Genomic DNA, 25,733 nt, shown 5'->3' on the forward strand with positions numbered 1-25,733 from the left:
CCGGCGGAGTGATGCTACTTAACTGGATACGGTATTTGTTGAGGGTGCTGTCGTCTGTTTTTCTTCATGACGACGCATCAGAATGACTTTGTTCTGTAGCTTTTGCTGGAACTGGTCGACAACCACGGCGGTGACGATCACGACACCTTTAATGACCATCTGCCAGAAATCACTGACGCCCATCATCACCATGCCATCGGCCAGAAAGACGATGACGAAGGCCCCGATGATGGAACCGGATACCCGTCCGCGACCGCCAGCGAGCGCGGTTCCGCCCAGGACGGTGGCGCCGATGGCGTCCATCTCAAACATGTTGCCGGTCATCGGGTGCGATGTTTGTAGCTGAGACGCGACAATCAACCCAACAAAGGCAGCGCACAACCCGGAGAAGGCGTACACGAAAATTTTCGCTTTGACGATCGGCACACCGGCCAGACGCGCCGCGGATTCGTTACCGCCGATCGCGTAGATATAGCGGCCAAGCGGAGTTTTGGTGGTGATCCAGTAGCCCAGCACCAGGAAGGCAATCATTAACCAGATTGGCAGGTAAATCCCGAGCAGCGTGCCGGAACCCAGAGTAGCAAAACCGGTATTTCCCAGCGCTTCCATACCGTTAAGGTTGGGGTAGGTGCTACCGTCGTTAAACAGCAGGGCAGATCCCCTGGCAACGTACATCATGCCGAGGGTACAGATGAAAGGCGCAACACCAAAGCGGGTGATGACGGCGCCATTTACGAACCCGACGAGAACGCCGAAGATGGCGACACAGAGGATCACTTCCGGTACGTTGAAGAAGATGATGTTACCGCCCCAGATGGGCAAGCCATTGGTGAGTAACGCTCCCGCCACCATGCCGCAGATGCCTGCAACGGCGCCGACCGACAGATCAATGCCACCGGTGAGGATCACCAGCGTCATCCCAATTGCCAGTAAGCCGGTAATCGCAACGTGCTGGGTCATAATCAGCAGGTTAGATGTGGTCAGGAAATTCGGTACCATCACGCTGAAGAATGCGATGACCAGCAGTAGCGCGATAAACGTTCTGGCCTTCAGCAGGTACATGTAAATCATATATTTCTGGTTCATGATGGATTCCAGCCTGATTAATCTTGCGGTGTAGAAGCCGCGATCAACTTCTCGCGGGTGACTGCATGACGGGGGACATCAGCGGTGATCCGGCCATCCGCCATCACCAGAATACGGTCCGCCAGCGCCATCACTTCGTCCAGCTCTGATGAAGAGAACATCACAGCCAGCCCTTGTTGCGCCATTCTGCCGATAAGGTGATACACGTCGGTTTTCGCCCCGACGTCGATGCCACGGGTCGGCTCATCGAGAAACACCACCTGCGGCTGCGTCATCAATGCTTTACCCAGCACCACTTTTTGCTGGTTTCCACCGCTGAGTGAGGTGATGGGCAATTCGGGATCGCTGACTTTGATGGCAAGTTGCTGAATCATCTCCTTCACGCTGACCTGCTCTTTTTGTGGATTGAGCCACTTCCAGGCTCGACGAAAACCCTGCAGGCTGAGGTCAGAGAGCGTCATATTGGATTGAATCGACATCATCTGAACGACGCCTTCGCCCTGTCTATCTTCTGGCACCAGCGCCAGCCCTTTCTTAAGTCGAGACTGGAAGTGGGCTTTATCGATACACTCACCGTTCAGTTGAACGCTCCCGCTCTGGCAGGGCATCAGGCCCACCAGTCCTTTGAACAGCTCGGTGCGTCCGGCACCCAGCAGACCGTAGATCCCAATTACCTCGCCTTTATTCAGGCTAAACGACACGTCATTGAGTTTATAGCCGCCGCTGGAATGGAGCGCGGTCAGTCCCTGCACGTCGAGAACCGTATTGCCTTGCGGAGCCGGTTGATAATCGAAGTGTTTTTTCTTATCGCCCACCATCTGTTCGATGATCCACGGAATGCTGGCATCACTGACCGGACGCTCGCTGATAAAGCGACCGTCACGGAAAATCGTGATGTAGTCACCAATTTCCATCAGCTCTTCCAGCCGATGGGAAATATAGATAATGGTGACGCCGCGTCGTTTGAGTTGCTCAATCACGTTGAACAGGATTTTGACTTCAGACTGGCTCAGCGCAGAGGTGGGTTCATCCATGATTAAGACGCGCGTATCTTTTGAGAGCGCGCGGGCAATCTCGACCAGTTGTTGGTGGCCGATCCCCAGCTCTTCTAAGGGCGTGTAGGGATCAACATCCAGTTCCAGTCGCTTTAGCAGACTTTGTGCCAGCGCGTACTGGTATTTTTCGTTAATTTTCCCTTTCTGAAAAAACTCATTCGCCATGAAAATATTGTCCATGACGTTCATATTCGGGAATAAATTCAACTCCTGAAAAATAATACTAATACCCAATTTTTCAGCCTGATGCGTCGAATTCATCGAAACAGACGTACCATCCAGAAAAATTTCACCGGAGGATGGGGTTTCGACACCAGCAAGCATTTTCATCATGGTGGATTTACCCGCACCATTTTCTCCGATCAGAACATTCACTTTATTCCGATATACCCGATAATTGACGTTATCTAATGCCACCACGCCAGGATAGACACGAGACAGGCTGCGGGTTTCGATAATGACTTCTGATTCGACGGGTTGGGGAGCGACGATATCTTGCTGTTGCATGTTATTGTCCTCCTGCAGGCGCAATTTTTGCGGGCGTAATATCAGGGATTGTCTGAGGAATATCCCAGGCGGAAAATACGCCATACACTTGCGTGGCTTCACCGGTTTTAAGTTGGGCCGCCTGAATCATTTTTATCGCCTGGTCGTTAATGGCGCGTCCATACTCGCCAAATAACACCTGGTCGTTAAAATCACCGTAAGTCGCCCCTTTATAGGCATCACGTAATTGTGTACCGCGTAGCGTTGGACCAATCTGAACAATAATATTGCTGCCGCTTTTATCTGCGACGGTCATCTTTCCGCTGCGGGAGGCGGTATCGATTGTGCCAATGTTGCCTTCAACCTTGACGTAAAAGATGCAGGGATTCTCTTCCTGAGAACGATAGCCCAGTTTTTTACAGGCGCTGTCGAAGTCTTTCTCGGCCTGTAAAGCAGTGATTAAATCTGCCACCGGACGAGCCTGCCCAACAATTTGCGGCACAATTTTGTTTTGCCACGTCTGGTCTATATTGGCCATATGAGGATTTGGCGGAGATTTGAGATCCGCAAGCTCCTGCTGCGAGACAATGCGGCATCCGCCCACAGTCAATACGACCAGCGCCAGCCAGGCTTTTTTAGACATAATGTTCTCCTCTGCGCCTCCGGAGAGGCGCAACTACCCGAGATCAGGACTTGATATTGAAATCCTGTACTTTATCTGCGTTATCTTTGGTGATGAGAATGCCGCGGAACATGACCCGCTGTTTCTCTGGTTTCACCCCTTTTTGCAGGTAGTTATCCAGATCGGTTACGCCCTGTGCGGCGATCGCCTGAGCCTGCAGCATGACGGTGGCCTGCAAGGTGCCGGCTTTCACCGCATCGCGCTCATCGTTGCTGCCGTCAATGCCGACGACCACAACGTCATTGCGATTTGCGGCTTTCAACGCAGCGATAGCGCCCAGCGCAACAGGACCATTACCGCAGATGACGCCTTTCACATCCGGGTGAGCTTGCAGAATACTGTCCATAATTCGCTTACCGTCGATAAGCGTCCCTTTGGCATCCTGTCTGGCAACGCTGACCATATCCGGGAATTGGTCAATAACCTGGTGGAAGGATTTTGAACGGGTAACACAGTTATTATCGGCGAGGTTACAGGTCAGCTCGGCGTATTTCCCTTTCTCCCCCATTTTCTCAACGAAAACGTTGGCAACTTCAGAACCGGCCTGGAAGTTATTATGGGTAATTTGCACCAGCGCCACATCATCAACGGGAATTTCGCGGTTGATTAATATGACGGGAATACCGGCTTTTTTCGCTTTTTCAATGGCGGCAACGCTGGCCGTTGAATCCGCATTATCCAGAACGATACCCTGAACTTTTTTGCCGATAGCGGTATCAATCAATTCATTCTGTTTTTTGACATCTTCGCTGTGCGACAAAATTGTGGTTTTGTAGCCTAACTCCTGGGCTTTTTCACTGGCACCTTTGGCTTCCGACGCGTAATACGGATTATCCAGTGAATTCACCATAATCATAATTGTCCCTTTTTCTGCCGCATGGGCAGAAAAAGACAAAGCAGTCAGGGTTGCAGCGGTTAACAGCGTTAAACGTAATTTCATGACAATGTTCTCTCTGTGTTGTTATTGTCGGGTACGGTGAAACAACGTAAAGCATGAATTCTTGTAAACAGGGCTAATGGTCCGGAGTTCTCCTTTTGTTAATGAGTAGGGGCGTCACGCATCTTCCCTGGTGAGGCGTCAGGCGGACGGGGCCGGTTTCCATCGTGTTCTGTTCACCGCATTGCGCCACTCTTGCCATCTTTTTTGCAGGCGATGATGGCGGGCCATATCAGGCTGAAATGCGCTATGTACGGTTAAAAAGGCTTTTAAATCAGTGAGCGAGCCAGGATGGAGCGCTTTGCGCGCCAGTAACGCGGCGCCAATGGCCGACAACTCAGGCACATCACTGCGCATCACCGGGCAACCCAGCAGGTCTGCCTGGTATTGCATTAACCAGTCATTCTTTGTTGGGCCGCCGTCGACCATTAGTGCCGACAAGCTAAAGTCCTCATGCTGTTGCATGGCGACCACTACATCGGCGATTTGATAGGTGATCGACTCCAGGGCGGCGCGGATCAGATGAGCGCGTTTGACGCCGCGACTGAGTCCGCAGATCACGCCGCGCGCGCTGTCATCCCACCAGGGCGCGCCGAGTCCGGTTAATGCCGGGACGAAGTACACGCCCAGGGTTGATTCAACGGAAGCGGGAAGCGTATTAAGCTCATGAGCCAGTTCGGCGTCAGTGAGTTCGCTTAACCCGGTGCTATCTGCCATCCACGCTACCGCATCCCCGGTGTGTGGAATGTTCCCTTCCAGGCCATAAATGATGTTCTCACCATCGTGCCAGGCAATGGTGGTCGCCAGTGCGCCAATATCGCACTGGGCTGAGGTCACCGGCGCCATCACGGAGGACCCGGTGCCGTAAGTGGCTTTGACACACCCCATCTCGCCGAGGGCGTGACCAAACAGCGCGGCGTGCGAGTCGCCGACCATCGACATCACCGGGATGCCATCCGGAATGCCGCTCAGGCCACGGGTATAGCCAAATAATCCACTGGAGGGCTTAATTTCCGGTAATGCGGCGCGAGGGATGTGGAACAGTTCCAGCATGGTGTCATCCCACTGCCCGGTGTGCAGATTGAGCAACTGGGTGCGGGCTGCGTTGGAGTAGTCGCAGCAGAAGGCCTCACCGCCGGTTAAATTCCACAGCAACCAACTGTCGATAGTGCCCAGACAGATTTTCCCCTGGGCCGCGAGCTGCGGGCCATCGGCTACCGACTCCAGCAGCCAGCGCATTTTAGAGGCGGAAAAAAGCGGTGCAATCGGCAGGCCGGTGGTGGTTTTGATCAGGTGTTCTTTGTTTTCGTGGCGCAGTTCTTCACAGTACGCCGCACTGCGTGTGCACTGCCAGGTGATGGCGGAATTCAACGGTTTGCCCGTCTGGCGATACCAGCCAATGGCGGTTTCACGCTGATTACTGATCGCCAGGGCTGCGACGTTGTCAGCACCAACATGATTGATCGCTTTCGCAATCACATCGAGTGAGGCATCAATCAATACCTCACCGGATTGCTCAACCCAACCTTCTCGCGGCGTCTGAATAGCCAGCGGTTGAGAAAATTTGGCGATCACCTGACCCTGTGCGTCCAGTGCTACGGCTTTTGCGTTGGTGGTACCTTCATCCAGCGCAATGATGAACTCTTTCGTTGCTGCACACATAGATGATTATCTCCTGAGTCACATTGCGTCCCGGCGTTGAAGGGAAGAGGGCTCCCTTACTGTCGCGTCTTTACTTAATCAGGCTTGTTTGTGACATTGTGTATTTTTAATGTCTTGAATATATATTCGATACTGATTATTTATTTAATACCTTAGCCAGAATCTTTCAGTTGGGCTATAGAAAAAATCATCAATTGTGCTGGGAATCACACTTACACAACGGGAAGAATATCAGGTTTGTACGAAATTAACGCAGAGGTGAATCCTTTCAGTTTATTGAAATATAGGGATTTTTATACGATCTTTGCGTTGAGTCCGTTTTACGCAAAGACCGAAGAGAGAGAGGGCTCAGGCAGTGACTAGCATCCGCGCGGTAGGATAATCAGTGATCAACACGTCGATATAACCACCGTTCAGCGCCCCTTTGATGGCGGCAACTTTGTCTGTTCCCCCCGCCAGCGCTACCACGTTGGGGCATTTTTTGACTTTATCGAGCGCCATGCCAATGACCGGATCTTCATCATCCTGTAAAACCGGTTCACCGTTTTTGTCGTAGTAGTGCAGGCAGATATCTCCCACCGCGCCGCGATCGGCCAGGACCTGTAACATATCTTCGTGGTAGTAGTTACCTGACGTCTTAAGCAACTGGGACGGCTCCAGAATGCCCACCCCCACAATGGCGATATCGACATTATCGAAACGCGAGATCACCTCAGCGACATCCTTGCTGGCGATCAGACGATTTTTCTCCTCAACCGACCCCTCAATGCTTTGTGAAGGGAGCAGCCAGGCCTCGCAGTTAAGATGTTGCGCCAGCGTCTGGGTCAAAATAGTCGCCTGCACATTGCCGTTTGGTCCGACACCGCCGAGGAGTTGGATCACGCCACCCGCTTTCAGATTCTGGGTATGCACTTCGTCAACCATCGCCCGGATGGTTGAGCTCCACGAGGAGACGCCCACCAGATCTTTGGGCCGCAGGCGAGTTTCAAGATAGTGGGCGGCGGCGGAACCGATGGCGCGTTTGATGCTGTGGTCCGTAGCATCGTCTTCGGTATCCACCACGATTGCCTGTTTGAGTCCGTAACGATCTTCGATCCCTTTTTCAAGATTCAGGAAGATATTTGAGGGCTGTACGACGCTGATTTTTACCACCCCTTCTTTCTGACAGCGGGTGATGGCTCGGGAGATAAACGACTGAGAAAGCGAGAGAAGTTGAGCAATATCGGACTGTTTACGTCCTTCAAGATAGTAAAGGGTGGCGATTTTAACCAATAGCCGTTGTTCATCCTGCTTAGCCATATATTTCCCCGAAAATCATTTACGTACAGCCATTATCTTAGAGACTTTTATCATACGCGAAAACAAAAGGCAGGTAAGTGTGATAAAGCTCTAACTTTAACCAATCCTCAAAAACAGGGATGGACAAATACGGAAATGTGGTTGCATAATTGAATAAAGAATCATTTGTGAATATATATTCATGGTGATTTCAGGTCAACTGATTATTCCCGACGTTAATGTGGTCGCGGTGAGGAGGCAGAATGTTCCTGGGTAAGATGTCGTGGCGTAAGCCGTTTGATGCGAAGCAAAGGGATTTCTGGTTTTTTTAGTCCCTGATGGAATAAATATTCCATATTGAAAATAAATTCAGAGGTGTTAAATGAATCCCTGGCACTATGATATCCAGACTCTTGAGCGCACAGCGCGAGCGGTGCGCCGTCACATCGTTAAATTAAACGCCTACAGCCCAGCAGGAGGGCATACCGGTGCGGATCTGTCTCAGGTTGAACTGCTCACCGCACTCTATTTCCGTATTTTGAATGTCGCTCCGGATCGTATCGCCGATGAGGATCGGGACATCTATATCCAGTCCAAAGGCCACGCGGTAGGTTGCTACTACTGTGTTCTGGCGGAGGCCGGTTTTTTCCCGGTTGACTGGCTGAGCACATACCAGCACGCCAACTCCCATCTTCCGGGTCACCCGGTACGCCAGAAAACGCCGGGTATTGAACTGAACACTGGCGCGCTGGGCCACGGTTTGCCTGTTGCGGTGGGACTGGCGCTGGCAGCGAAGAAAAGCAACAGTGCCCGCCGCATCTTTTTAATTACCGGCGATGGTGAACTGGCTGAAGGCAGCAACTGGGAGGCTGCGCTCGCGGCGGCGCATTATGGACTCGATAACCTGGTGATCATTAATGACAAGAATAATCTCCAGTTGGCTGGACCCACGCGTGAAATCATGAATACCGATCCGCTCGCGGATAAATGGCGCGCCTTCGGCATGCAGGTTACCGAATGCCAGGGAAATGATATGGCGTCGGTCGTCAGTACGCTGGAAGGACTGAAACAGGAAGGGAAACCTAACGTCGTGATTGCCAATACCACAAAAGGCGCGGGTATCTCGTTTATCCAGGGGCGTCCTGAGTGGCACCACCGGGTGCCGAAAGGTGAAGAGATTGAACTGGCTCTGGAGGAGTTGAAAGATGAGTAATGCAGAACACCTCGCGAACGTCATGGTTCAGGCGTTTATCGATGCGGTAGAAAATGGCGTTGATCTGGTGCCGGTCGTGGCGGACTCAACCTCCACCGCGAAAATTGGCCCCTTCATTAAGCAGTATCCGGACAGACTGGTCAACGTGGGGATTGCCGAACAAAGTATGGTCGGGACAGCGGCAGGGCTTGCGCTCGGTGGCAAGGTTGCGGTCACCTGTAACGCGGCACCTTTCCTGATTTCCCGTGCTAATGAGCAAATTAAAGTTGATGTCTGCTACAACAATACCAACGTGAAGCTGTTTGGTCTGAACGCGGGAGCCAGCTATGGCCCGCTGGCGAGCACGCACCATGCGATCGACGATATCGCTATTATGCGTGGGTTTGGCAATATCCAGATTTTCGCCCCTTCTTCACCGCGAGAATGTCGGCAGATCATTGACTATGCCATTGGCTATCAGGGGCCGGTGTATATTCGTATGGACGGAAAGGCGCTTCCGGAGTTGCATGACGAGAGCTATCGCTTTGTTCCGGGGGCCGTGGTGACTTTACGTGAAGGCGACACGTTGGCGCTGGTGGCGACGGGCTCAACTGTTCACGAAATTGTTGATGCGGCCGCGTTGTTAGCCGACTCCGGTATTCAGGCGACGGTGGTGAGTGTACCGTCCATTCGTCCGTGCGATACCAAAGCCCTGTTAGCGGCACTGAAAGGCTGCAAAGCGGTGATCACCGTTGAAGAACATAATATCAACGGTGGGCTGGGAAGCCTGGTGGCGGAAGTCCTGGCGGAAGGCGGCACGGCTGCAGTTCTGAAGCGCTTAGGTATCCCGGATGGTGAATATGCTGCGGCAGCAGATCGCGGCTGGATGCGCCAGCACCACGGTTTCGATGCACAGTCGATTGCGGCTCAGGCCCGGGCGATGCTGTAAGGGCTAACCCGTTGCCACGGTAATGACATGGCTATCTTTTACGAGCCACTGCACACGCCAGATCTGGTCGAAGGCCTGTAGCCTTATCTGGTTATGTTGAACGTCGAGAATGTGATAGTGCATGAATCCGCAGCCTGCCTGCGAGCGTTCCGGGGTTGCCTTAAAGGCGCTCTCTTTGGCGGAAAATGCCAGTGTGAGCGCCTGTTCAAAGCGTAATCCGCTTCCTGCCAATCGAACTTTTTCTGTTTCAGTGACGATACTGCTTGCCAGCTCAGCCGCCGTCTGCGGTGTGAAAATCGTTTCTATATCGACGCCTACTGGCTGGCGGGAAACCACCGCCAGAGCGGTAGTGGCGCCATGGCTGATGCTGCCGAACAGACCATGTGGCCATAACGGTTGTCGTTGTTCACCGATTCCCGGTACGTTTTTATGACCCCACTCGCGTAGCGCATGAACGGCGGCAATACGACCGGCCAGGTGTTCGGCTTTACGTTTACGCCCGGCTCGTGCCAGTTGCGCATGATGAGGAAGCCACAGCAGATCGTGCTCGTGGAAGGTGTCCGGCTCGAACGTCACACATTGCAACGTATGGTGCGCCAGAATCAGAGGGAAGTGGGTTGTCTGCATCGCGTCATCAAAATCCCTCCTCCGAATGGAGGAGGGAAGAGGGCATCAGAAGTGTGTGTTAACGCTCATGTACCACGTACGACCCGGTTCATTATAGGTGTACGCACCTGCGCCACGCATATAAGAGACATCGGTCGTGCTACCGGTCGTTTGCGCATTACCTTCACGCCACAGACGCTTGTCGAAGACGTTATCCACGCCGCCGGTCAGGCTGACATTATTGGTCACGTCCCAGGTCGCGCTCAGACCCACGATGCTGTACGGGCTGATGGACTGTTTATCCGAACCGGTCACCGGTTTACCCTGGTAATCGTATTTCTTCGGCTCTTGTTTGCCGTACCAGGTAAAGGTGGATTGCAGAGAAACATCCTGATGTACCTGCCAGCTCAACGTTGAGTTCAGCGTGTACTCTGGAATAATCGACAGGCGTTCGCCGGTCTCTTTGTTTTTACTCTGCAGCATGTAAGTGATGTTGTTGGTCCAGTTAACGGTGTTGCTAACCGGTACGTTCAGCGTCCCTTCCAGCCCTTCCACGACCGCTTTAGGCACGTTCTCCCACTGATAGATATCGGTGTAGGTGGTTTTGCCTTTGTTGGTAATCGATGTGCGGTCCATCGGTACCGTACCGGCCTCGATCTTATTGCGATAATCGTTGCGGAACCAGGTCACACCTGCCAGCCAGCCATCACGTTTGAACTCAAGGCCAATCTCTTTGTTGATGCTGGTTTCTGCTTTCAGATCGTCGTTACCCATCATGTAACAGCCGATGCCGGTCGCGGCACCCGTGGCATAGCAGCCCTGGCCTTTACTGTACAAAATGTAGTTCGGGTTGGTCTGATACAGGCTTGGCGCTTTATACGCCCGCGCAATGCCCATCTTCAGAGTGAAGTCATCGCCCAGGCCCTGTGACAGGTTCAGCGATGGGCTCCAGTTGTCGCCCACGATGCTGTGGTGATCGAAACGCAGGCCCGGCGTTAGCATGGTGCTGTCGGTCAGCTCCATGTTGTTCTCAGCGAACAGCGAGAAAATTTCTGCTTTTGAATAAGGGCTGCGGTCGGTGCTGCTGGAGCCTGGAATATCACCGCCCATAAAGGTTTGCGAGTTGGAGAGCATGTCCTTCATGCGCTGCTGGGTCCATTCAGTACCCAGCGTCAGGTTCTGGTTAACCAGCAAATCGAACGGCATGCTGATTTCACTGTGCAGCGTGACGTCGTTCAGGTCGGCATCAACATATTTCTGTGACGCTTTCGGGTCGAAGATCCCTTCAGTACCGCCCGCCAGACCTTCCGGCGTACGGGAGTTACGGGTATGTTCGTACTGCACCCAGTTGGTGGTGGTGACGCCGTTATCCCAACCGCCGTTCCAGGTCAGCGAGTAGTTCTGACGGTAGAGACGGTTGGTCTCTTCGCCGTAGTTATCTTTCACCAACTGGTTGGTATTGGTGTTCTGCGTGTCCCCGGCATACAGGTTACCCTGACGGCTGTAACCGGCTTCCAGTTCAATCGACTGCATCGGCGCGAAGTCCCAGCGCACCACACCGTTAATGTCCTTGTTGATGACGCCTTCACGACCGGCTGGCAGCGTGTCGGCATAGGTGCCGGTACGTTCAGACTGATGGCCCTGGTTGATGTTACGCGCATCGGCCTGCGTTTTATCCAGGTTACCGAACAGGCGGAAGCTGAAATCCCCGCCCAACGGACCGTTGAGGGTAAAGTTAGTGCGTTTGGTCGCGCCTTCCTCTTTGTGTTCCGGTGCGTTGAAATAGGTATTCCAGGAGCCGTGCCACTCGTTGCTGCCCTTTTTGGTGATGATATTCACCACGCCACCGGCGGCGCCGTTACCGTAACGTGCGGCAGCAGGCCCGCGCAGGACTTCAATGCGTTCGATCATCTCCGGCGGCACCCATGACGTATCGCCACGGGTATCGCGCTCACCGCGCCAGCCGAGGCGCACGGAGTTACGACTGGTCACCGGTTTACCGTCGATCAGGATCAGGGTGTTTTCTGGCCCCATCCCACGAATATCAATCTGACGGTTATTGCCGCGCTGGCCGCTGGTCGAGTTACCGGTCAGGTTAACGCCAGGCATGGTACGAATGATTTCAGAGACGTCGCGAGCGGGAGGGTTTTTGCGAATTTCATCTGCGGTGATAGTCGACACGCCAGGAGCCTGCAAGTTCTGCTGGGCGGCGGTAACCACAATAGTATCTTCATGAGAGACGGCGGTGCTATCAGCGGTTTCTTCTGCCATTGCGGGCAGCGCTACCCCGTAAATCCCTAAGTTGACCAATAAGGCCAGGGAATGAATCTTCTTGTTCATTGTATTTCCTGCTTTTCTTTAGCCACGTGTACCAGACACCTGAGATCGGTATCCGGCCCGATGTCGCCCGCCTCTGCGAAAACCCTCCGTTCCAGAAAAGCCCGCAGCGCGGTTGGTTAAAAACTGTTCGCGCTTCCCACGGCGCGTCAATACGCTATTGCAAATGCAAATAGTTATCAATAATATTATCAATATATTTCATCAAACAATGAAAAAAATCACAATAAACATGAGGTTATGACGGTGACGGCGTTAACGGTAGGCAGTGAGGCCTGGTGGCAGTCAAAAAACGGTCCGCAATGGACGCGTGAAGCAGACGGAAATTACCGGGTGACCTTCTGGTGGCGCGATCCGCAGGGGAGTGAGTTTCACTCAGCCATTCAGCGCGTCTGGGTATACATCACTGGCGTTACCGATCATCACCAGAATGTCTTTCCTCAGACGATGCAGCGTATTGCCGGAACGGATGTCTGGCAGTGGCAGACTGTATTAAGCGCTAACTGGCGCGGCAGTTATTGTTTTATTCCCTCAACGCGGGACGAGTCGTTTGCCTCGTTGAAGGCTGATGGCGTGTTGGATCGCACGGCATTGCGCGAAGGCTGGCGGCAACTGTTGCCACAGGCGATTGCCGATCCGCTTAATCCGGTGAGCTGGAAAGGAGGGCGAGGGCACGCCGTGTCGGCGCTTGAGATGCCGCAGGCCCCTGCACAACCGGGCTGGGACTCCCCACAAACGCCAGTGTCATCGCCGGTGGTTCTGCACTGGAACAGCGTGCGTCTGGGCAATACGCGTCGGGTATGGGTCTTTACGACTGGTGATGCGCAGCCGGATGATCGCCCCCTGGCGGTTCTCCTCGATGGGCAATTCTGGGCGCAGAGCATGCCCGTCTGGCCAGCGCTCACTTCACTCACTCAGCGGGGGCAACTGCCAGCAGCGGTTTATCTGCTTATTGATGCCATTGATACCACACACCGCAGCCGTGAACTTCCCTGCAACGCGGATTTCTGGCTGGCGGTGCAACACGAGTTATTGCCGCAGGTCCGGCGCGTTGCGCCATTCAGCGATCGTCCTGAGCGCACGGTCGTTGCAGGGCAAAGTTTTGGCGGGTTGTCATCGCTGTTTGCCGGGTTGCACTGGCCGCAGCGCTTTGGCTGCGTGCTCAGCCAGTCCGGTTCTTACTGGTGGCCCCATCGCGGCGGTCAACAGAACGGGCTGATTATTGAACAACTTCGCACCGGTACGCTGTCCGCAAAGGGATTGCGGATTGTCCTCGAGGCGGGAGTCCGCGAGCCGGTTATCTTTCGCGCGAACCAGGCGCTCTACACACAACTACAGACGACACAGCAGTCGGTTTTCTGGCGTCAGGTTGACGGCGGACATGATGCGCTTTGCTGGCGTGGTGGCCTGACGCAGGGGTTGATCGACCTCTGGAAGCCGCTGCTCTGAGCGAACGATTTTCCACGACAGGAGTTGAGTATGGAATTCAGTAATCCCTTCGATAACCCGCAGGGACAGTTCTACATTCTGCAAAATTCGCAACAACAGTTTAGCCTCTGGCCGCAGCATTGCGCATTACCTACTGGCTGGCAGATGGTATGCGAACCGCAGTCTCAGGAAGCTTGCCAGCAGTGGCTGGCGCGTCACTGGACCACGTTAATTCCCGGTTATTACGCCGTTTCGCAGGAGGCGCAATGAGCCCTCGTTTACCGCTTGTTGCCGCACAGCCTGGCATCTGGATGGCGGAAAAACTCTCCACATTACCTTCCGCCTGGAGCGTCGCACATTATGTGGTGTTAACCGGTGAACTGGATGCGCAACGACTGGCGCGCGCAGTCGTCACCGGTTTACAGCAGGCTGATACCTTACGGATGCGTTTTACCGAGGATAACGGCGACGTCTGGCAATGGGTCGATGACGCTTTTACGTTTGCTGAACCGCAGATTTGCGATCTCCGCAGCGCGGCGAACCCGCATGATGCCGCGCTGGCGCTGATGCAGGCCGACCTGCAGCAAAATCTGCGCGTCGATGGCGGCAAGCCGCTGGTACATCATCAGTTGTTCCAGGTTGGTGACGACCAGTGGTACTGGTATCAGCGCTATCATCATTTACTGGTCGATGGTTTCAGTTTCCCGGCGATTACCCGCCAGATAGCGGCAATTTACAGCGCATGGCTCCGGGGGGACGCGACGCCTGACTCACCCTTCACGCCGTTTGCTGAGGTGGTGGAAGAGTATCAGCAGTATCGTCAGAGTGAGGCCTGGCAACGCGATGGCGCGTTCTGGGCCGAGCAGCGCAAACAGCTTCCGCCGCCAGCGTCGCTTTCACCCGCACCGCTGCCGGGGCGGGCGGCGACGTCTGACATTTACCGCATGAAGCTTAACGCCCCGGAAGGCGCGTTTCGCCACTTGGCGGCACAACTGCCTGACGTGCAGCGAACCGATCTGGCGCTGGCGCTGGTAGCGCTCTGGCTGGGACGACTGTGCAGCCGGATGGAATACGCGGCAGGCTTTATCTTTATGCGCCGCATGGGCTCGGCGGCGCTGACCGCCACCGGCCCCGTGCTCAACGTGTTACCGCTGGGCGTGCGTATTGATGCTGCAGAAAAACTGCCAGAACTGGCAAAACGGTTGTCCGCTCAGCTTAAGAAAATGCGCCGTCATCAGCGCTATGATGCGGAGCAAATCGTCCGCGACAGCGGCCGGGCGGCCGGAGAAGATCCGCTTTTTGGCCCGGTGCTTAACGTCAAAGTCTTCGACTATCAACTGGAGATCCCGGGTGTCACGGCGCAAACCCATACGCTGGCGACGGGACCGGTTAACGATCTTGAACTGGCGCTGTTCCCGGATGAAGAAGGCGGACTGAGCATTGAGCTTCTCGCCAACCAACAACGTTATGATGAAGCCACGCTCAAACAGCATGCGTTGCGTCTGATGGCGCTGATCGAACAGTTTGCCGCTAATCCAGCCCTGTGCTGTGGTGATGCCGATCTGCTGCTTCCTGCTGAATATCAGCAGATTGCGCAGGTCAACGCCACGGCGGTTGAGATCCCGTCCACGACGCTCAGTGCGCTGGTGGCGGAACAGGCGAGCAGAACGCCGGACGCGCCCGCGCTGGCGGATGCCCGCTATGATTTCAGCTACCGCGAAATGCGCGAACAGGTGGTGGCGCTCGCCGGTATGCTGCGAGAACACGGTGTGCAGCCGGGTGATAGCGTCGCGGTGGCCTTACCGCGCTCCGTATTTCTGACGCTGGCGTTGCACGGGATTGTTGAGGCCGGTGCGGCCTGGCTGCCATTAGATACCGGTTATCCGGACGATCGTCTGCGAATGATGCTGGAAGACGCGCAGCCGAAACTGCTGATCACCACAGCAGAACAGTTACCACGCTTTAGCGATATTCCGGGGCTGGAAAGCCTCTGCTATAGTGAACCGCTGTCGGCAGGCGATAGCGCGCCGCTGGGGTTATCGCAACCGCAGCATACGGCGTACATCATCTTTACTTCTGGTTCAACGGGCAGACCGAAAGGGGTGATGGTCGGGCAAACCGCCATCGTTAACCGTCTGCTGTGGATGCAAAACCAGTATGGGCTGACGGCGAAGGACGTCGTGGCGCAAAAAACACCGTGCAGCTTTGACGTCTCGGTGTGGGAATTCTTCTGGCCGTTTATCGCCGGGGCGAAGCTGGTGATGGCGGAACCGGAAGCGCATCGCGATCCGCTGGCCATGCAGCGCTTCTTTGCCCACTACGAGGTGACAACGACCCACTTTGTGCCATCGATGCTGGCGGCATTCGTCGCCTCACTGACGCCAGAGAGTGCCGGTGAAAGCTGCGCAACGTTAAAGCATGTCTTTTGCAGCGGCGAAGCCTTACCTGCTGATTTATGTCGTGAATGGGAACGGCTGACGCATGCCCCGTTACATAATTTGTACGGCCCAACGGAGGCGGCGGTTGATGTCAGCTGGTATCCGGCCTGGGGCGATGAACTGGCAAACGTCACTGGCAGCAGCGTACCGATTGGTTTCCCGGTATGGAATACCGGGTTGCGGATCCTGGATGCGATGATGCATCCGGTTCCTGTTGGCGTGGCGGGCGATCTCTATCTGACCGGTATCCAACTCGCACAGGGCTATCTTGGCAGGCCGGACCTCACGGCGAGTCGGTTTATCGCCGATCCGTTTGCGCCGGGAGAGCGAATGTACCGTACCGGAGACGTTGCGCGCTGGCTGGATAACGGTGCGGTGGAGTATCTGGGACGCAGTGACGATCAGCTCAAGATCCGCGGTCAGCGTATCGAACTGGGCGAGATCGATCGTGTGATGCAGGCGTTGCCTGATGTTGAACAGGCGGTGGTTCACGCCTGCGTCTTTAATCAGGCGGCGGCAACAGGGGGCGATGCCCGCCAGTTGGTGGGGTATCTGGTCTCGCAGTCAGGACTTCCGCTTGATATCCCCGCGCTCCAGGCACAACTGCGGGAAAAGCTCCCGCCGCATATGGTGCCAGTGGTGTTGCTGCAGCTGGCGCAACTGCCGCTCAGCGCCAACGGTAAGCTGGATCGTAAAGCGCTACCGATGCCGGAATTAACGTCGCGAGCCAAAGGAAGAGCCCCACAGCCGGGCAGTGAAACAACGGTGGCGAAGGCATTCAGTGAGCTGCTGGGCTGTGACGTCAACGACGTTGAGGCCGATTTCTTTGCGCTGGGCGGCCATTCGCTACTGGCCATGAAGCTGGCGGCGCAACTGAGCCGGACCGTCACCCGTCAGGTGACGCCGGGGCAGGTCATGGTGGCCTCGACGGTAGCGCAACTGGCGGCGCTGCTGGATGCGGATGATGACGCACAGGTACAGCGTCTGGGGTTTGAAACGCTGCTGCCGTTACGCAAAAGCGACGGCCCAACGCTATTTTGTTTCCATCCGGCATCAGGATTTGCCTGGCAGTTTAGCGTACTGTCGCGCTATCTCAGTCCGCAATGGTCCATTACCGGTATCCAGTCGCCGCGTCCGCAAGGGCCGATGCAGACGGCAGCCGATCTGGACGCGGTCTGCGAACACCATCTGGCGATGCTCCTTAAACAACAACCGCACGGTCCGTATTACCTGCTGGGCTATTCTCTTGGTGGCACGCTGGCGCACGGTATTGCCGCACGCCTGCGGGCGCGGGGTGAAACCGTCGCCTTCCTCGGCCTGCTAGATACCTGGCCGCCGGAAACGCAGAACTGGTCAGAAAAAGAGGCCAATGGACTCGACCCGGAAGTACTGGCAGAAATTGACCGCGAGCGGGAAGCCTTTCTGGCCGCGCAGCAGGGGAACGCCTCTGGCGAATTGTTTAGCACTATTGAAGGGAACTACGCTGATGCGGTTCGCTTACTGACCAGCGCGCACAGCGTTCCCTTTGATGGGCGCGCGACGCTGTTTGTTGCCGAGCGCACCCTGCCGGAAGGCGTAAGTCCGGAGCGCAGTTGGGCGCCGTGGATCGCGGAGCTGGAGGTGTATCGCCAGGACTGTGCACATGTGGAGATTATCTCTCCGTCAGCCTTTGAAAATATTGGTCCAATCATCGCCGGGTGTTGTAATAAATATAACCGTGATTGATTAATACTGAGCCAGTTATTTGTCCCCCGTAACAACGCGTCATTGTTACGGGGGATTTTTTATTGTGATAATTCTGTTATTAGGAATATTACCGCCAGGGGTCAAATTCTGAATTTGACTTTATCCGTGCATTAGTATTTCGGAATGTTTTAGGGGTTTGCTACGCTATTGGCATAAATAACTTTCATGGAACAAGCATCAGGACGTACGGTATGCCGTCACTCAATGTGAAGCAGGATAAAAATACGGAATTTACGAGTTTTCCGTTGCCGCAGACCCAGAGTAATGAAATCGATTTATTAAACCTGATTGATATTTTATGGCAGGCGAAAAAACGCATTATTGCGTGCACGTTTGCGTTTGCGTGTGTGGGGCTATTCATCACCTTCTTTTTGCCACAACGCTGGACCAGCGAAGCGGTGGTGACGCCAGCTGAGCCAATTCAGTGGCAGGATCTGCAAAGAACGCTGACGGGATTACGTGTTCTGGACCTTGATGTCAGTGTGGATCGTAACAATACCTTCAATCTCTTCATCAAAAAATTTCAGTCGTCTTCACTGCTGGAGCAATATTTACGCTCATCACCGTATGTGATGGAGCAGTTAAAAGGGGCGAAAATCGATGAAATGGACCTGCATCGGGCCATTGTCGCGCTGAGCGAAAAGATGAGCGCGGTGGACAGCAATGCCGGAAAGAAAAACGAAACGGCACTGTACACGTCATGGGTGCTGAGTTTTACGGCTCCAGCCAAAGAAGAGGCGCAGCAGGTACTGGCGGGCTATATCCAGTTTATTTCTGAGATAGTCGTGCAGGACTCGCTGGAAAATATTCGCAATCAGCTGGAAGTCAAAACCCGCTTTGAGAAAGAGCGTCTGGCTCTGGATCGCGTCAAACTTAAAAATCAGCTGGATACCAATATTCAACGACTCAATTATTCTCTGGAGATTGCAAATGCCGCCGGAATTAAAAAACCGGTTTACAGTAATGGCCAGGCGGTGAAAGACGATCCTGATTTTTCTATTTCTTTGGGCGCTGATGGGATCCAGCGAAAGCTGGAGATTGAAAAATCGGTCACGGATGTGGCTGAACTGAATGCCGAGTTAAAAAACCGGCAGTATTATGTTGAGCAACTGGAGTCAGTCAATGTTCAGGATGTGAAATTCTCGCCGTTCAAATATCAGCTCAAGCCTTCATTACCGGTGAAAAAACAGGGGCCGGGTAGAATGATCGTGGTTGTGCTGGCTGCACTGATCGGAGGGATTATGGCCTGTGCTGGTGTACTTCTCCAGCATGCTATGGTATCGCGTAAACGGGATGAAACCATGATCCGGGAGCATCTGGTCTGATTGACGACCGGAAGGCTCAGCGCCTTCCGGCCAGCGGTTAACGTCGGCCCAGAGGCACCACCAGCGGTGTGCCCGCTACCGGGTCGTCGATAATCATGCAACGCAACCCATAGATTTTCTCAATTAATTCTGCGGTGACAATCTCCTTCGGCGCCCCCTCTGCGACAATTTTTCCTTCACGCAACGCGATCAAATGAGTGGCATAGCGGCAGGCCTGGTTGAGGTCATGCAGCACGGCGGCGAGGGTGTAGCCTTTCTCGCGATTCAGTTCGCTCAGTAATTCCAGCAAATCAATCTGATGGCTGATATCCAGCCAGGTGGTCGGTTCATCGAGCAGCATGATTGACGTTTCCTGCGCCAGAACCATCGCTATCCATGCGCGCTGACGCTGACCACCGGATAGCGTATCCACACTTTGTCCGGCCAGATGTGTAATACCGGTGGCGCGCATGGCCTGCGTCACGGCATCTTCATCTTCTTTGCGCCAACGGGTAAACAGCGGCTGATGCGGATAGCGCCCGCGCGCCACCAGTTCCTGCACGGTGATATCGCCCGGCGTCGTGGCATTTTGCGCCAACAAACCGATGCGGCGAGCAACTTCTTTGCTGGGATAACGCTGAATCGGCTCACCGTCCAGCCAGACGTGACCGTTTGCCGGCGTCATCAGCCGACTGAGGGTTCGCAACAGCGTCGATTTCCCGCAGCCATTGGGGCCGATAATGGCCGTGAAATGACCATCGGGAATGGTGACGTTGAGGTCTTCAGCAACGGTGAACTTTCCATAACCCAGCGTTAACTGGTCGCCACGCAAACGGGCTACTGATTCGGTCATTTTTTGCGGGACTCCTGAATTAACAAGGCGATAAGGTAAATACCGCCGATACTCACGGTGACGACACCCACCGGAAGCTGATAAGGCATAAACAGTTGCTGCGCGCACAGATCGGCCGCCAGCAGTAACAGCGCGCCGCAGAGCGCGGCCTGGGTTAATCCCCAACGCGCGGTGCCGCTCAGGCGACGGGCAATATGCGGGGCAACCAGCGCAATAAAGGAAATCGGTCCGGCCAGTGCGGTAGCGGCTGCGGTTAACACCACGGCGACCAGCATCATGGCGAGCCGTGAGCGCTCCACGCTGACTCCCAACGCGCAGGCGCTGTCATCACCCATCTCCAGCAGACGCATGCGCCGCACCAGCAACCCGGCGCCTGCCAGCATGAGAATAATGATCGGCGCGGAAGGCCAGGTTTTTGCCCAGGTGAGACCGTTAAGCGAGCCGGCATTCCACAATCCGGCGGTCAATGCCGTGTCCAGCGAAGCCTTCAACAACAGCCAGGTGTTAAACGCAAACAGCATGGCACGAATGCCGATGCCGATAATGATCAGGCGGAAGGTTTCAATACCATTGCGCCAGGCCAGCAGCCAGACCACCAGTGACGTCAGAATCCCGCCAGCCATCGCTGCCAGCGCGATAGCCGTCAGATGCTGACCAAACAGTACCATCGCGACCAGTACGCCGCTCCAGGCTCCGGTATTAAAGCCCATCACATCCGGGCTGCCGAGCGGGTTACGCATCAGGGACTGAAAAATCGCCCCGCTGACGCCGAGTGCAGCGCCAATCAGCAGTGCCATCAGCACGCGCGGCAAGCGCCACTCGGTCACCACCATCGTCAGGCTACGCGGCGCATCGCCGGTTAAGGCAGCAATAATTTGTGGGATTTCCAGCGTCACTGCGCCGCTACGCAGACCCCAGAGCGCGAAGATCAGGCAGCCGGCCGTCAGGAGCAGGCAAGCGACTAGCAGGCGACGCGATACGTACATCATGCGGCACCTCGCGGACGACGACGAACCAGAAAGATCAGCACCGGAGCGCCAATAAACGCGCTCACGACGGACACGCGCAGTTCGCCGGGAACAATCAGACGACCAATAATATCGGCAAAAAGCAACAGAACAGGGGTGGCGATCAGCGTCACGGGGAGCGACCAGCGATGGTCGGCGCCGACCAGCCAGCGCGACATATGCGGCATCATCAGACCGATAAACGCAATGGGCCCAACAATCGCCGTGGCGCTACCGCATAAGACGGTGATGGCTAACAGACCGATAAGTTGCGTACGCGCGACTTTGCTACCAAGCGCGGTGGCGGTATCACTTCCCAGACTCAGGCTGTTCAACGCCCGACTGAGCATCAGCGCAGTGGCACCGGCTATCAGCACAGGCACAATAACCACCTTGAGGGTTTGCAGATTGCGGATATCCAGTGAACCGGCCTGCCAGTAACGAAGCTGATCGTAGACGTCAGGATTCAGCAGGGAAATACCGCTGGTGAGACCTTCCAGAACTGCGGCGAGCGCGACGCCCGCCAGCGTCAGACGTACCGGGCTCAACTGACCGCCGCCCTGACTGCCCGTAAACGCCACAATCAGGGACGCCACCAGCGCGCCGATAAAGGCCATCACCAGTTGTTCCTGCGGTGTGGAAAAGCCGAACAGCGCCGCACCCAGCACGATGGCAAAACTGGCCCCGGCGTTGACGCCAAGCAGCCCAGGATCGGCCAGCGGATTGCGGGTGAGCGTTTGCATTAACGCCCCGGCGAGTCCCAGCGCGCCCCCGGCCAGCAATCCTGCCAGCGTTCGCGGCAGGCGGGCGTCCAGTACGATAGTGCAATCGGCACTTTGACAGGTGCCGGTGAGCGCTTCCAGAACCACGGAGACGGGTAAGGATTTTGCACCGATGGTCAGACTTAATGCCGTGGCGATAACCAGTAATAACAACAATCCGGGCACGGCAATGGCACGCGTCACGGAAACAGAACATGACATATCAACTTCCCTGATAATGATAGTAATTATCGTTATCGATCTTATTTGATTATGTTAGCATGTGCAGCCATTGAATGGATAATGAAAAAAAGATCGCATTAAGGCGTTGTAATGAATCGACAATCCTGGCTGCTTAACCTCAGTTTGCTGAAGACACACCCGGCATTTCGCGCTGTCTTCCTGGCCCGTTTTATCTCTATTGTTTCGCTCGGACTGCTCGGCGTCGCGGTACCCGTACAGATCCAGATGATGACGCACTCCACCTGGCAGGTGGGCCTTTCGGTAACGCTGACCGGCAGCGCGATGTTTGTCGGGTTGATGGTCGGTGGCGTCCTGGCCGACCGTTATGAACGCAAAAAAGTGATCCTGCTGGCGCGCGGTACCTGCGGTATTGGCTTCATCGGTCTGTGTCTGAACGCCATGCTGCCGGAACCTTCGTTGATTGCGATTTATCTGCTGGGTCTGTGGGACGGCTTTTTTGCCTCGCTGGGCGTGACGGCATTGCTGGCGGCAACGCCTTCGCTGGTAGGGCGCGAAAACCTGATGCAGGCAGGGGCGATTACCATGCTGACCGTGCGTCTGGGTTCGGTGATTTCGCCCATGCTGGGTGGACTGTTGCTCGCCACCGGCGGTGTGGCCTGGAACTACGGTCTGGCGGCGGCAGGTACCTTTATCACCTTATTACCTCTGTTGAGCCTTCCGGCGCTGCCGCCACCGCCGCAGCAGCGTGAACATCCGCTGAAATCCCTATTGACGGCGTTTCGCTTCCTACTTGCCAGTCCGCTGATCGGTGGTATTGCGCTGCTTGGCGGTCTGCTGACGATGGCCAGCGCCGTGCGCGTGCTCTATCCGGCGCTGGCGATTAGCTGGCAGATGTCAGCGGCGCAGATTGGCATGTTGTACGCCGCCATCCCGCTCGGGGCGGCGGTTGGCGCACTCACCAGTGGGCAACTGGCGCACAGCGTGCGTCCGGGATTAATCATGCTGGCCTCGACCGTGGGGTCATTTTTGGCCATTGGCCTGTTTGCCCTGATGCCTGTCTGGGTACTCGGCGTGGTGTGTCTCGCGCTGTTTGGCTGGCTGAGCGCCATCAGTTCGCTGTTGCAGTACACGATGCTGCAAACGCAGACGCCGGAAAATATGTTAGGGCGCATCAACGGCCTGTGGACGGCGCAGAACGTCACCGGAGACGCGATTGGCGCGGCGTTATTAGGGGGGCTGGGAGCGATCATGACGCCGGTGGCTTCGGCGAGCGTTAGCGGCTTTGGTCTGGTGATTGTGGGACTGCTACTGCTGCTGTTACTCAGTGAATTACGTCGATTCCGCCAGACGCCGCCGGAACCCGCATAGTGTGAGACTGGCCGGATAACGCGTTATCGTCGCTATCCGGCAATGGCGATTAAAACAGCGTGGAGAGGCGGTTTAGCACCCGCATCGCGCTGTAATAATCCAGACGGAAAGACTCGGTGCCCAGGGCATAGACGCGCTTGTTCTGTACCGCAGGCAGGTGCGCCAGCAGTGGGTTGGCGTAAATCGCCTGTTCGTCTTTCTCGTCGCCGGCAAACAGGAACAGCGCTTCTCCGTTCAGTCCGGCTGCCAGATTTTCACCGCCAAGCTGAATGATATCGTGACGTTTCCCTTGGCTTTGACTGGGCTGCAGTCCGCCAGGCAACGTTGCCAGCGTGAAGCCGAGTTGCTCCAGCATTTTTCCCTGCGCGGACTCTGGCGTCCACAGATTGGCTCTGTGGGCGGCGGCGGTGTAGACCAGCGCGCTCACCGGTTGCGGCGGCAATTTCAGTTGCTGCTTAACGATGGTTAGCTGCTTATCAAATTCCGCAATACGTGCGGCGGCCTGTTTCTCCTGGCCGGTAATCTCGCCTAACTGCGTCAGCAGCGACTGCCAGCTTTTATCGTCGTAATTGATGATAAGCGTCGGGGCAATAGGCGAGAGCTGATCGTACAGCGCCAGGGCAGAGTCGCCGCCGGTCGCGCTAATCAGAATGAGATCGGGCATTTGTGCTGCCACCGCTTCGGCGTTCGGTTCGCCAATATACAGGCGCGTCAGCTTGCGCGTTTTTGCCACGTCGCCCCATTGACGTAAGAATCCCTGATCGTCAGCCACGCGGTTATTAGGTGTTGTCGCCCCGCTGGCGACCACCGGTGCATCAATCGCCAGCAATGAACCGGTCAGCGTGACGCTGGTAGAGACGATGCGTTCAGGTTTGTGTTCCAGCGTGTGGCTGCCGCGAACGTCGGTCACCTGACGCGGCCAGTCCGCCGCATAGGCTGAGGAGAATCCGAAAACGAAGAGCGTAACGAGCAGGGAAGGCAGTCTCACAAATCAGTTCCTGTACTGAGCTATTAATGCTTCTCATTTTCATTATTAAGCGTAAGGGATGCAAGCGTTAGTCGCACTTTGTGCTACCTCAAGAGTTGACATGTCGCCTGTTTGCTTTTAGGTTAGCGCCCGAAAATATAAATGATAATCATTATTAAAACCTTTATCATTTTTGGAGGATGATATGGATACGTCTTTGGCCGAGGAAATTCAGCAGACCATGGCAACACTTGCACCCCATCGCTTTTTCTTTATGTCGCCGTATCGGAGTTTCACGACGTCAGGATGCTTCGCCCGCTTCGATGAACCTGCCGTTAACGGCGATTCGCCAGACAGCCCCTTCCAACAAAAATTACACGCACTGTTCGCCGATGCCAAAGCGCAGGGTATCGCAAACCCGGTTATGGTGGGGGCGATTCCGTTCGATACTTGCCAGCCATCATTGCTGTTTATTCCTCAGAGCTGGCAGACCTTTTCTCGCCAGGAAAAGCAGCAATCATCACGCTACTTTACCGATCATCAAACACTCAACGTCACGGCGCGTAATGCCATTCCCGAGCAGGAGACGTTCGAAGAGATGGTCGCGCGCGCCGCTGCGCTGACGGCGACGCCGGAAGTCGACAAAGTGGTGCTATCGCGACTGATTGACATCACTACCGACGCTGAGATCAACAGCGGCGCGCTGCTGGAACGTCTGGTGGCGCAAAACCCGGTTAGTTACAACTTCCATGTCCCGCTGCACGATGGCGGCGTCTTGCTCGGTGCGAGCCCGGAACTGCTGCTGCGCAAAGAAGGCGATCGCTTTAGCTCACTGCCGCTGGCGGGCTCCGCGCGCCGTCAGCCTGATGACGTGCTGGACCGGGAAGCCGGCAACCGCCTGCTGGCCTCAGAGAAAGATCGCCATGAACATGAGCTGGTTACGCAGGCGATGAAAACCGTGCTGCGCGAGCGCAGCCAGGATCTGCAGCTGCCGTCTTCGCCACAGCTCATCACCACACCCACGCTCTGGCATCTCGGCACGCCGTTTGAAGGCAAAGCCAACGCCGGAGAAAACGCGTTGACGCTGGCCTGTCTGTTGCATCCGACACCTGCGCTGAGCGGCTTCCCGCATCAGGCGGCGAAACAGCTGATTGCCGAACTGGAGCCGTTTGACCGCGAACTGTTTGGCGGCATCGTCGGCTGGTGCGACGCCGAAGGCAACGGTGAGTGGGTGGTGACCATCCGCTGTGCGAGGTTACGGAAAAATCAGGTGCGTCTGTTTGCAGGCGCAGGGATCGTCCCGGCCTCTTCACCGGTGGGGGAATGGCGTGAAACCGGCGTCAAACTTTCCACCATGTTGAACGTTTTTGGATTGCATTAAGGAGCG

General features: G+C 55.3%; 20 protein-coding genes. 8 read left to right on the forward strand and 12 right to left on the reverse strand.

Annotated features, from left to right (window positions below; translation table 11 throughout):
• Positions 1-18: 18 nt before the first annotated feature.
• From AL479_RS15955 to AL479_RS15980, 6 genes are all read right to left on the reverse strand, one after another.
• On the reverse strand, positions 19-1,086 hold the full coding sequence (locus AL479_RS15955) for an ABC transporter permease (RefSeq protein WP_061076774.1): 1,068 nt from the start codon (positions 1,084-1,086) through the stop codon (positions 19-21).
• Between the two features lie 17 nt (positions 1,087-1,103).
• Positions 1,104-2,648, reverse strand: coding sequence for a sugar ABC transporter ATP-binding protein (locus AL479_RS15960; RefSeq protein WP_061076775.1), 1,545 nt, complete (start codon positions 2,646-2,648; stop codon positions 1,104-1,106).
• Position 2,649: 1 nt separating this feature from the next.
• Positions 2,650-3,270, reverse strand: coding sequence for a DUF2291 family protein (locus AL479_RS15965; RefSeq protein WP_061076776.1), 621 nt, complete (start codon positions 3,268-3,270; stop codon positions 2,650-2,652).
• A 43-nt stretch (positions 3,271-3,313) separates the two neighbouring features.
• The gene (locus AL479_RS15970) at positions 3,314-4,249 is read right to left on the reverse strand and encodes a D-ribose ABC transporter substrate-binding protein (RefSeq protein ID WP_061076777.1); all 936 of its coding nucleotides are present in this window, start codon (positions 4,247-4,249) and stop codon (positions 3,314-3,316) included.
• 138 nt (positions 4,250-4,387) lie between these two features.
• Positions 4,388-5,908, reverse strand: coding sequence for an FGGY family carbohydrate kinase (locus tag AL479_RS15975; protein WP_061076778.1), 1,521 nt, complete (start codon positions 5,906-5,908; stop codon positions 4,388-4,390).
• A gap of 348 nt (positions 5,909-6,256) precedes the next feature.
• Positions 6,257-7,207: a sugar-binding transcriptional regulator gene (locus AL479_RS15980; protein ID WP_061076779.1), complete on the reverse strand. Its 951-nt coding sequence runs from the start codon at positions 7,205-7,207 to the stop codon at positions 6,257-6,259.
• Between the two features lie 361 nt (positions 7,208-7,568).
• Between AL479_RS15980 and AL479_RS15985 the strand changes: the two genes are divergently transcribed.
• Both AL479_RS15985 and AL479_RS15990 read left to right on the forward strand, forming a co-directional pair.
• Positions 7,569-8,399, forward strand: a complete 831-nt coding sequence (locus AL479_RS15985) for a transketolase (RefSeq protein ID WP_061076780.1) — start codon at positions 7,569-7,571, stop codon at positions 8,397-8,399.
• Positions 8,392-9,327, forward strand: a complete 936-nt coding sequence (locus AL479_RS15990; RefSeq protein ID WP_061076781.1) for a transketolase family protein — start codon at positions 8,392-8,394, stop codon at positions 9,325-9,327. Before AL479_RS15985 ends, AL479_RS15990 begins: the two co-directional genes overlap by 8 nt.
• A gap of 3 nt (positions 9,328-9,330) precedes the next feature.
• Here AL479_RS15990 and entD read toward each other — a convergent pair whose 3' ends face one another.
• A complete protein-coding gene (gene entD / locus AL479_RS15995) occupies positions 9,331-9,954 on the reverse strand; it encodes an enterobactin synthase subunit EntD (protein WP_061076782.1) in 624 nt (207 codons plus the stop codon).
• Between the two features lie 45 nt (positions 9,955-9,999).
• Entirely contained in the window at positions 10,000-12,273 is a 2,274-nt protein-coding gene (locus tag AL479_RS16000) for a TonB-dependent siderophore receptor (RefSeq protein WP_061076783.1), read from the reverse strand.
• Between the two features lie 237 nt (positions 12,274-12,510).
• On the opposite strand from AL479_RS16000, the gene fes reads away from it, so the two are divergent.
• From fes to wzz(fepE), 4 genes are all read left to right on the forward strand, one after another.
• Positions 12,511-13,719 carry an enterochelin esterase gene (gene fes, locus AL479_RS16005; protein WP_071887642.1) on the forward strand — a complete coding sequence of 403 codons (1,209 nt, stop codon included), beginning with the start codon at positions 12,511-12,513 and terminating at the stop codon, positions 13,717-13,719.
• A gap of 30 nt (positions 13,720-13,749) precedes the next feature.
• Complete coding sequence (locus AL479_RS16010; RefSeq protein WP_061076784.1) at positions 13,750-13,968, forward strand: MbtH family protein; 219 nt, start codon at positions 13,750-13,752, stop codon at positions 13,966-13,968.
• The gene (gene entF / locus AL479_RS16015) at positions 13,965-17,861 is read left to right on the forward strand and encodes an enterobactin non-ribosomal peptide synthetase EntF (RefSeq protein ID WP_105291770.1); all 3,897 of its coding nucleotides are present in this window, start codon (positions 13,965-13,967) and stop codon (positions 17,859-17,861) included. The genes AL479_RS16010 and entF overlap by 4 nt, the downstream gene beginning before the upstream one ends.
• A gap of 212 nt (positions 17,862-18,073) precedes the next feature.
• Entirely contained in the window at positions 18,074-19,207 is a 1,134-nt protein-coding gene (gene wzz(fepE), locus AL479_RS16020) for an LPS O-antigen length regulator Wzz(fepE) (RefSeq protein WP_061076785.1), read from the forward strand.
• A gap of 37 nt (positions 19,208-19,244) precedes the next feature.
• Here wzz(fepE) and fepC read toward each other — a convergent pair whose 3' ends face one another.
• The 3 genes from fepC to fepD are packed head-to-tail and all read right to left on the reverse strand — an operon-like array spanning position 19,245 to position 22,029.
• On the reverse strand, positions 19,245-20,039 hold the full coding sequence (gene fepC / locus AL479_RS16025; protein ID WP_043001464.1) for an iron-enterobactin ABC transporter ATP-binding protein: 795 nt from the start codon (positions 20,037-20,039) through the stop codon (positions 19,245-19,247).
• Positions 20,036-21,028: an iron-enterobactin ABC transporter permease gene (fepG, locus tag AL479_RS16030; RefSeq protein WP_061076786.1), complete on the reverse strand. Its 993-nt coding sequence runs from the start codon at positions 21,026-21,028 to the stop codon at positions 20,036-20,038. The genes fepC and fepG overlap by 4 nt, the downstream gene beginning before the upstream one ends.
• Positions 21,025-22,029 carry a Fe(3+)-siderophore ABC transporter permease gene (gene fepD / locus AL479_RS16035; RefSeq protein WP_061076787.1) on the reverse strand — a complete coding sequence of 335 codons (1,005 nt, stop codon included), beginning with the start codon at positions 22,027-22,029 and terminating at the stop codon, positions 21,025-21,027. The genes fepG and fepD overlap by 4 nt, the downstream gene beginning before the upstream one ends.
• Positions 22,030-22,140: 111 nt before the next feature.
• Between fepD and entS the strand changes: the two genes are divergently transcribed.
• Positions 22,141-23,379 carry an enterobactin transporter EntS gene (entS, locus tag AL479_RS16040; RefSeq protein ID WP_061076788.1) on the forward strand — a complete coding sequence of 413 codons (1,239 nt, stop codon included), beginning with the start codon at positions 22,141-22,143 and terminating at the stop codon, positions 23,377-23,379.
• 49 nt (positions 23,380-23,428) lie between these two features.
• On the opposite strand, the gene fepB is transcribed toward entS, so the two are convergent.
• Complete coding sequence (gene fepB, locus AL479_RS16045; RefSeq protein WP_061076789.1) at positions 23,429-24,367, reverse strand: Fe2+-enterobactin ABC transporter substrate-binding protein; 939 nt, start codon at positions 24,365-24,367, stop codon at positions 23,429-23,431.
• A gap of 184 nt (positions 24,368-24,551) precedes the next feature.
• On the opposite strand from fepB, the gene entC reads away from it, so the two are divergent.
• Positions 24,552-25,727 carry an isochorismate synthase EntC gene (gene entC, locus AL479_RS16050; RefSeq protein ID WP_061076790.1) on the forward strand — a complete coding sequence of 392 codons (1,176 nt, stop codon included), beginning with the start codon at positions 24,552-24,554 and terminating at the stop codon, positions 25,725-25,727.
• Positions 25,728-25,733 lie beyond the last annotated feature (6 nt).

Origin of the sequence: Citrobacter amalonaticus (genome assembly GCF_001559075.2) — a bacterium.
Classification (GTDB): domain Bacteria; phylum Pseudomonadota; class Gammaproteobacteria; order Enterobacterales; family Enterobacteriaceae; genus Citrobacter_A; species Citrobacter_A amalonaticus_F.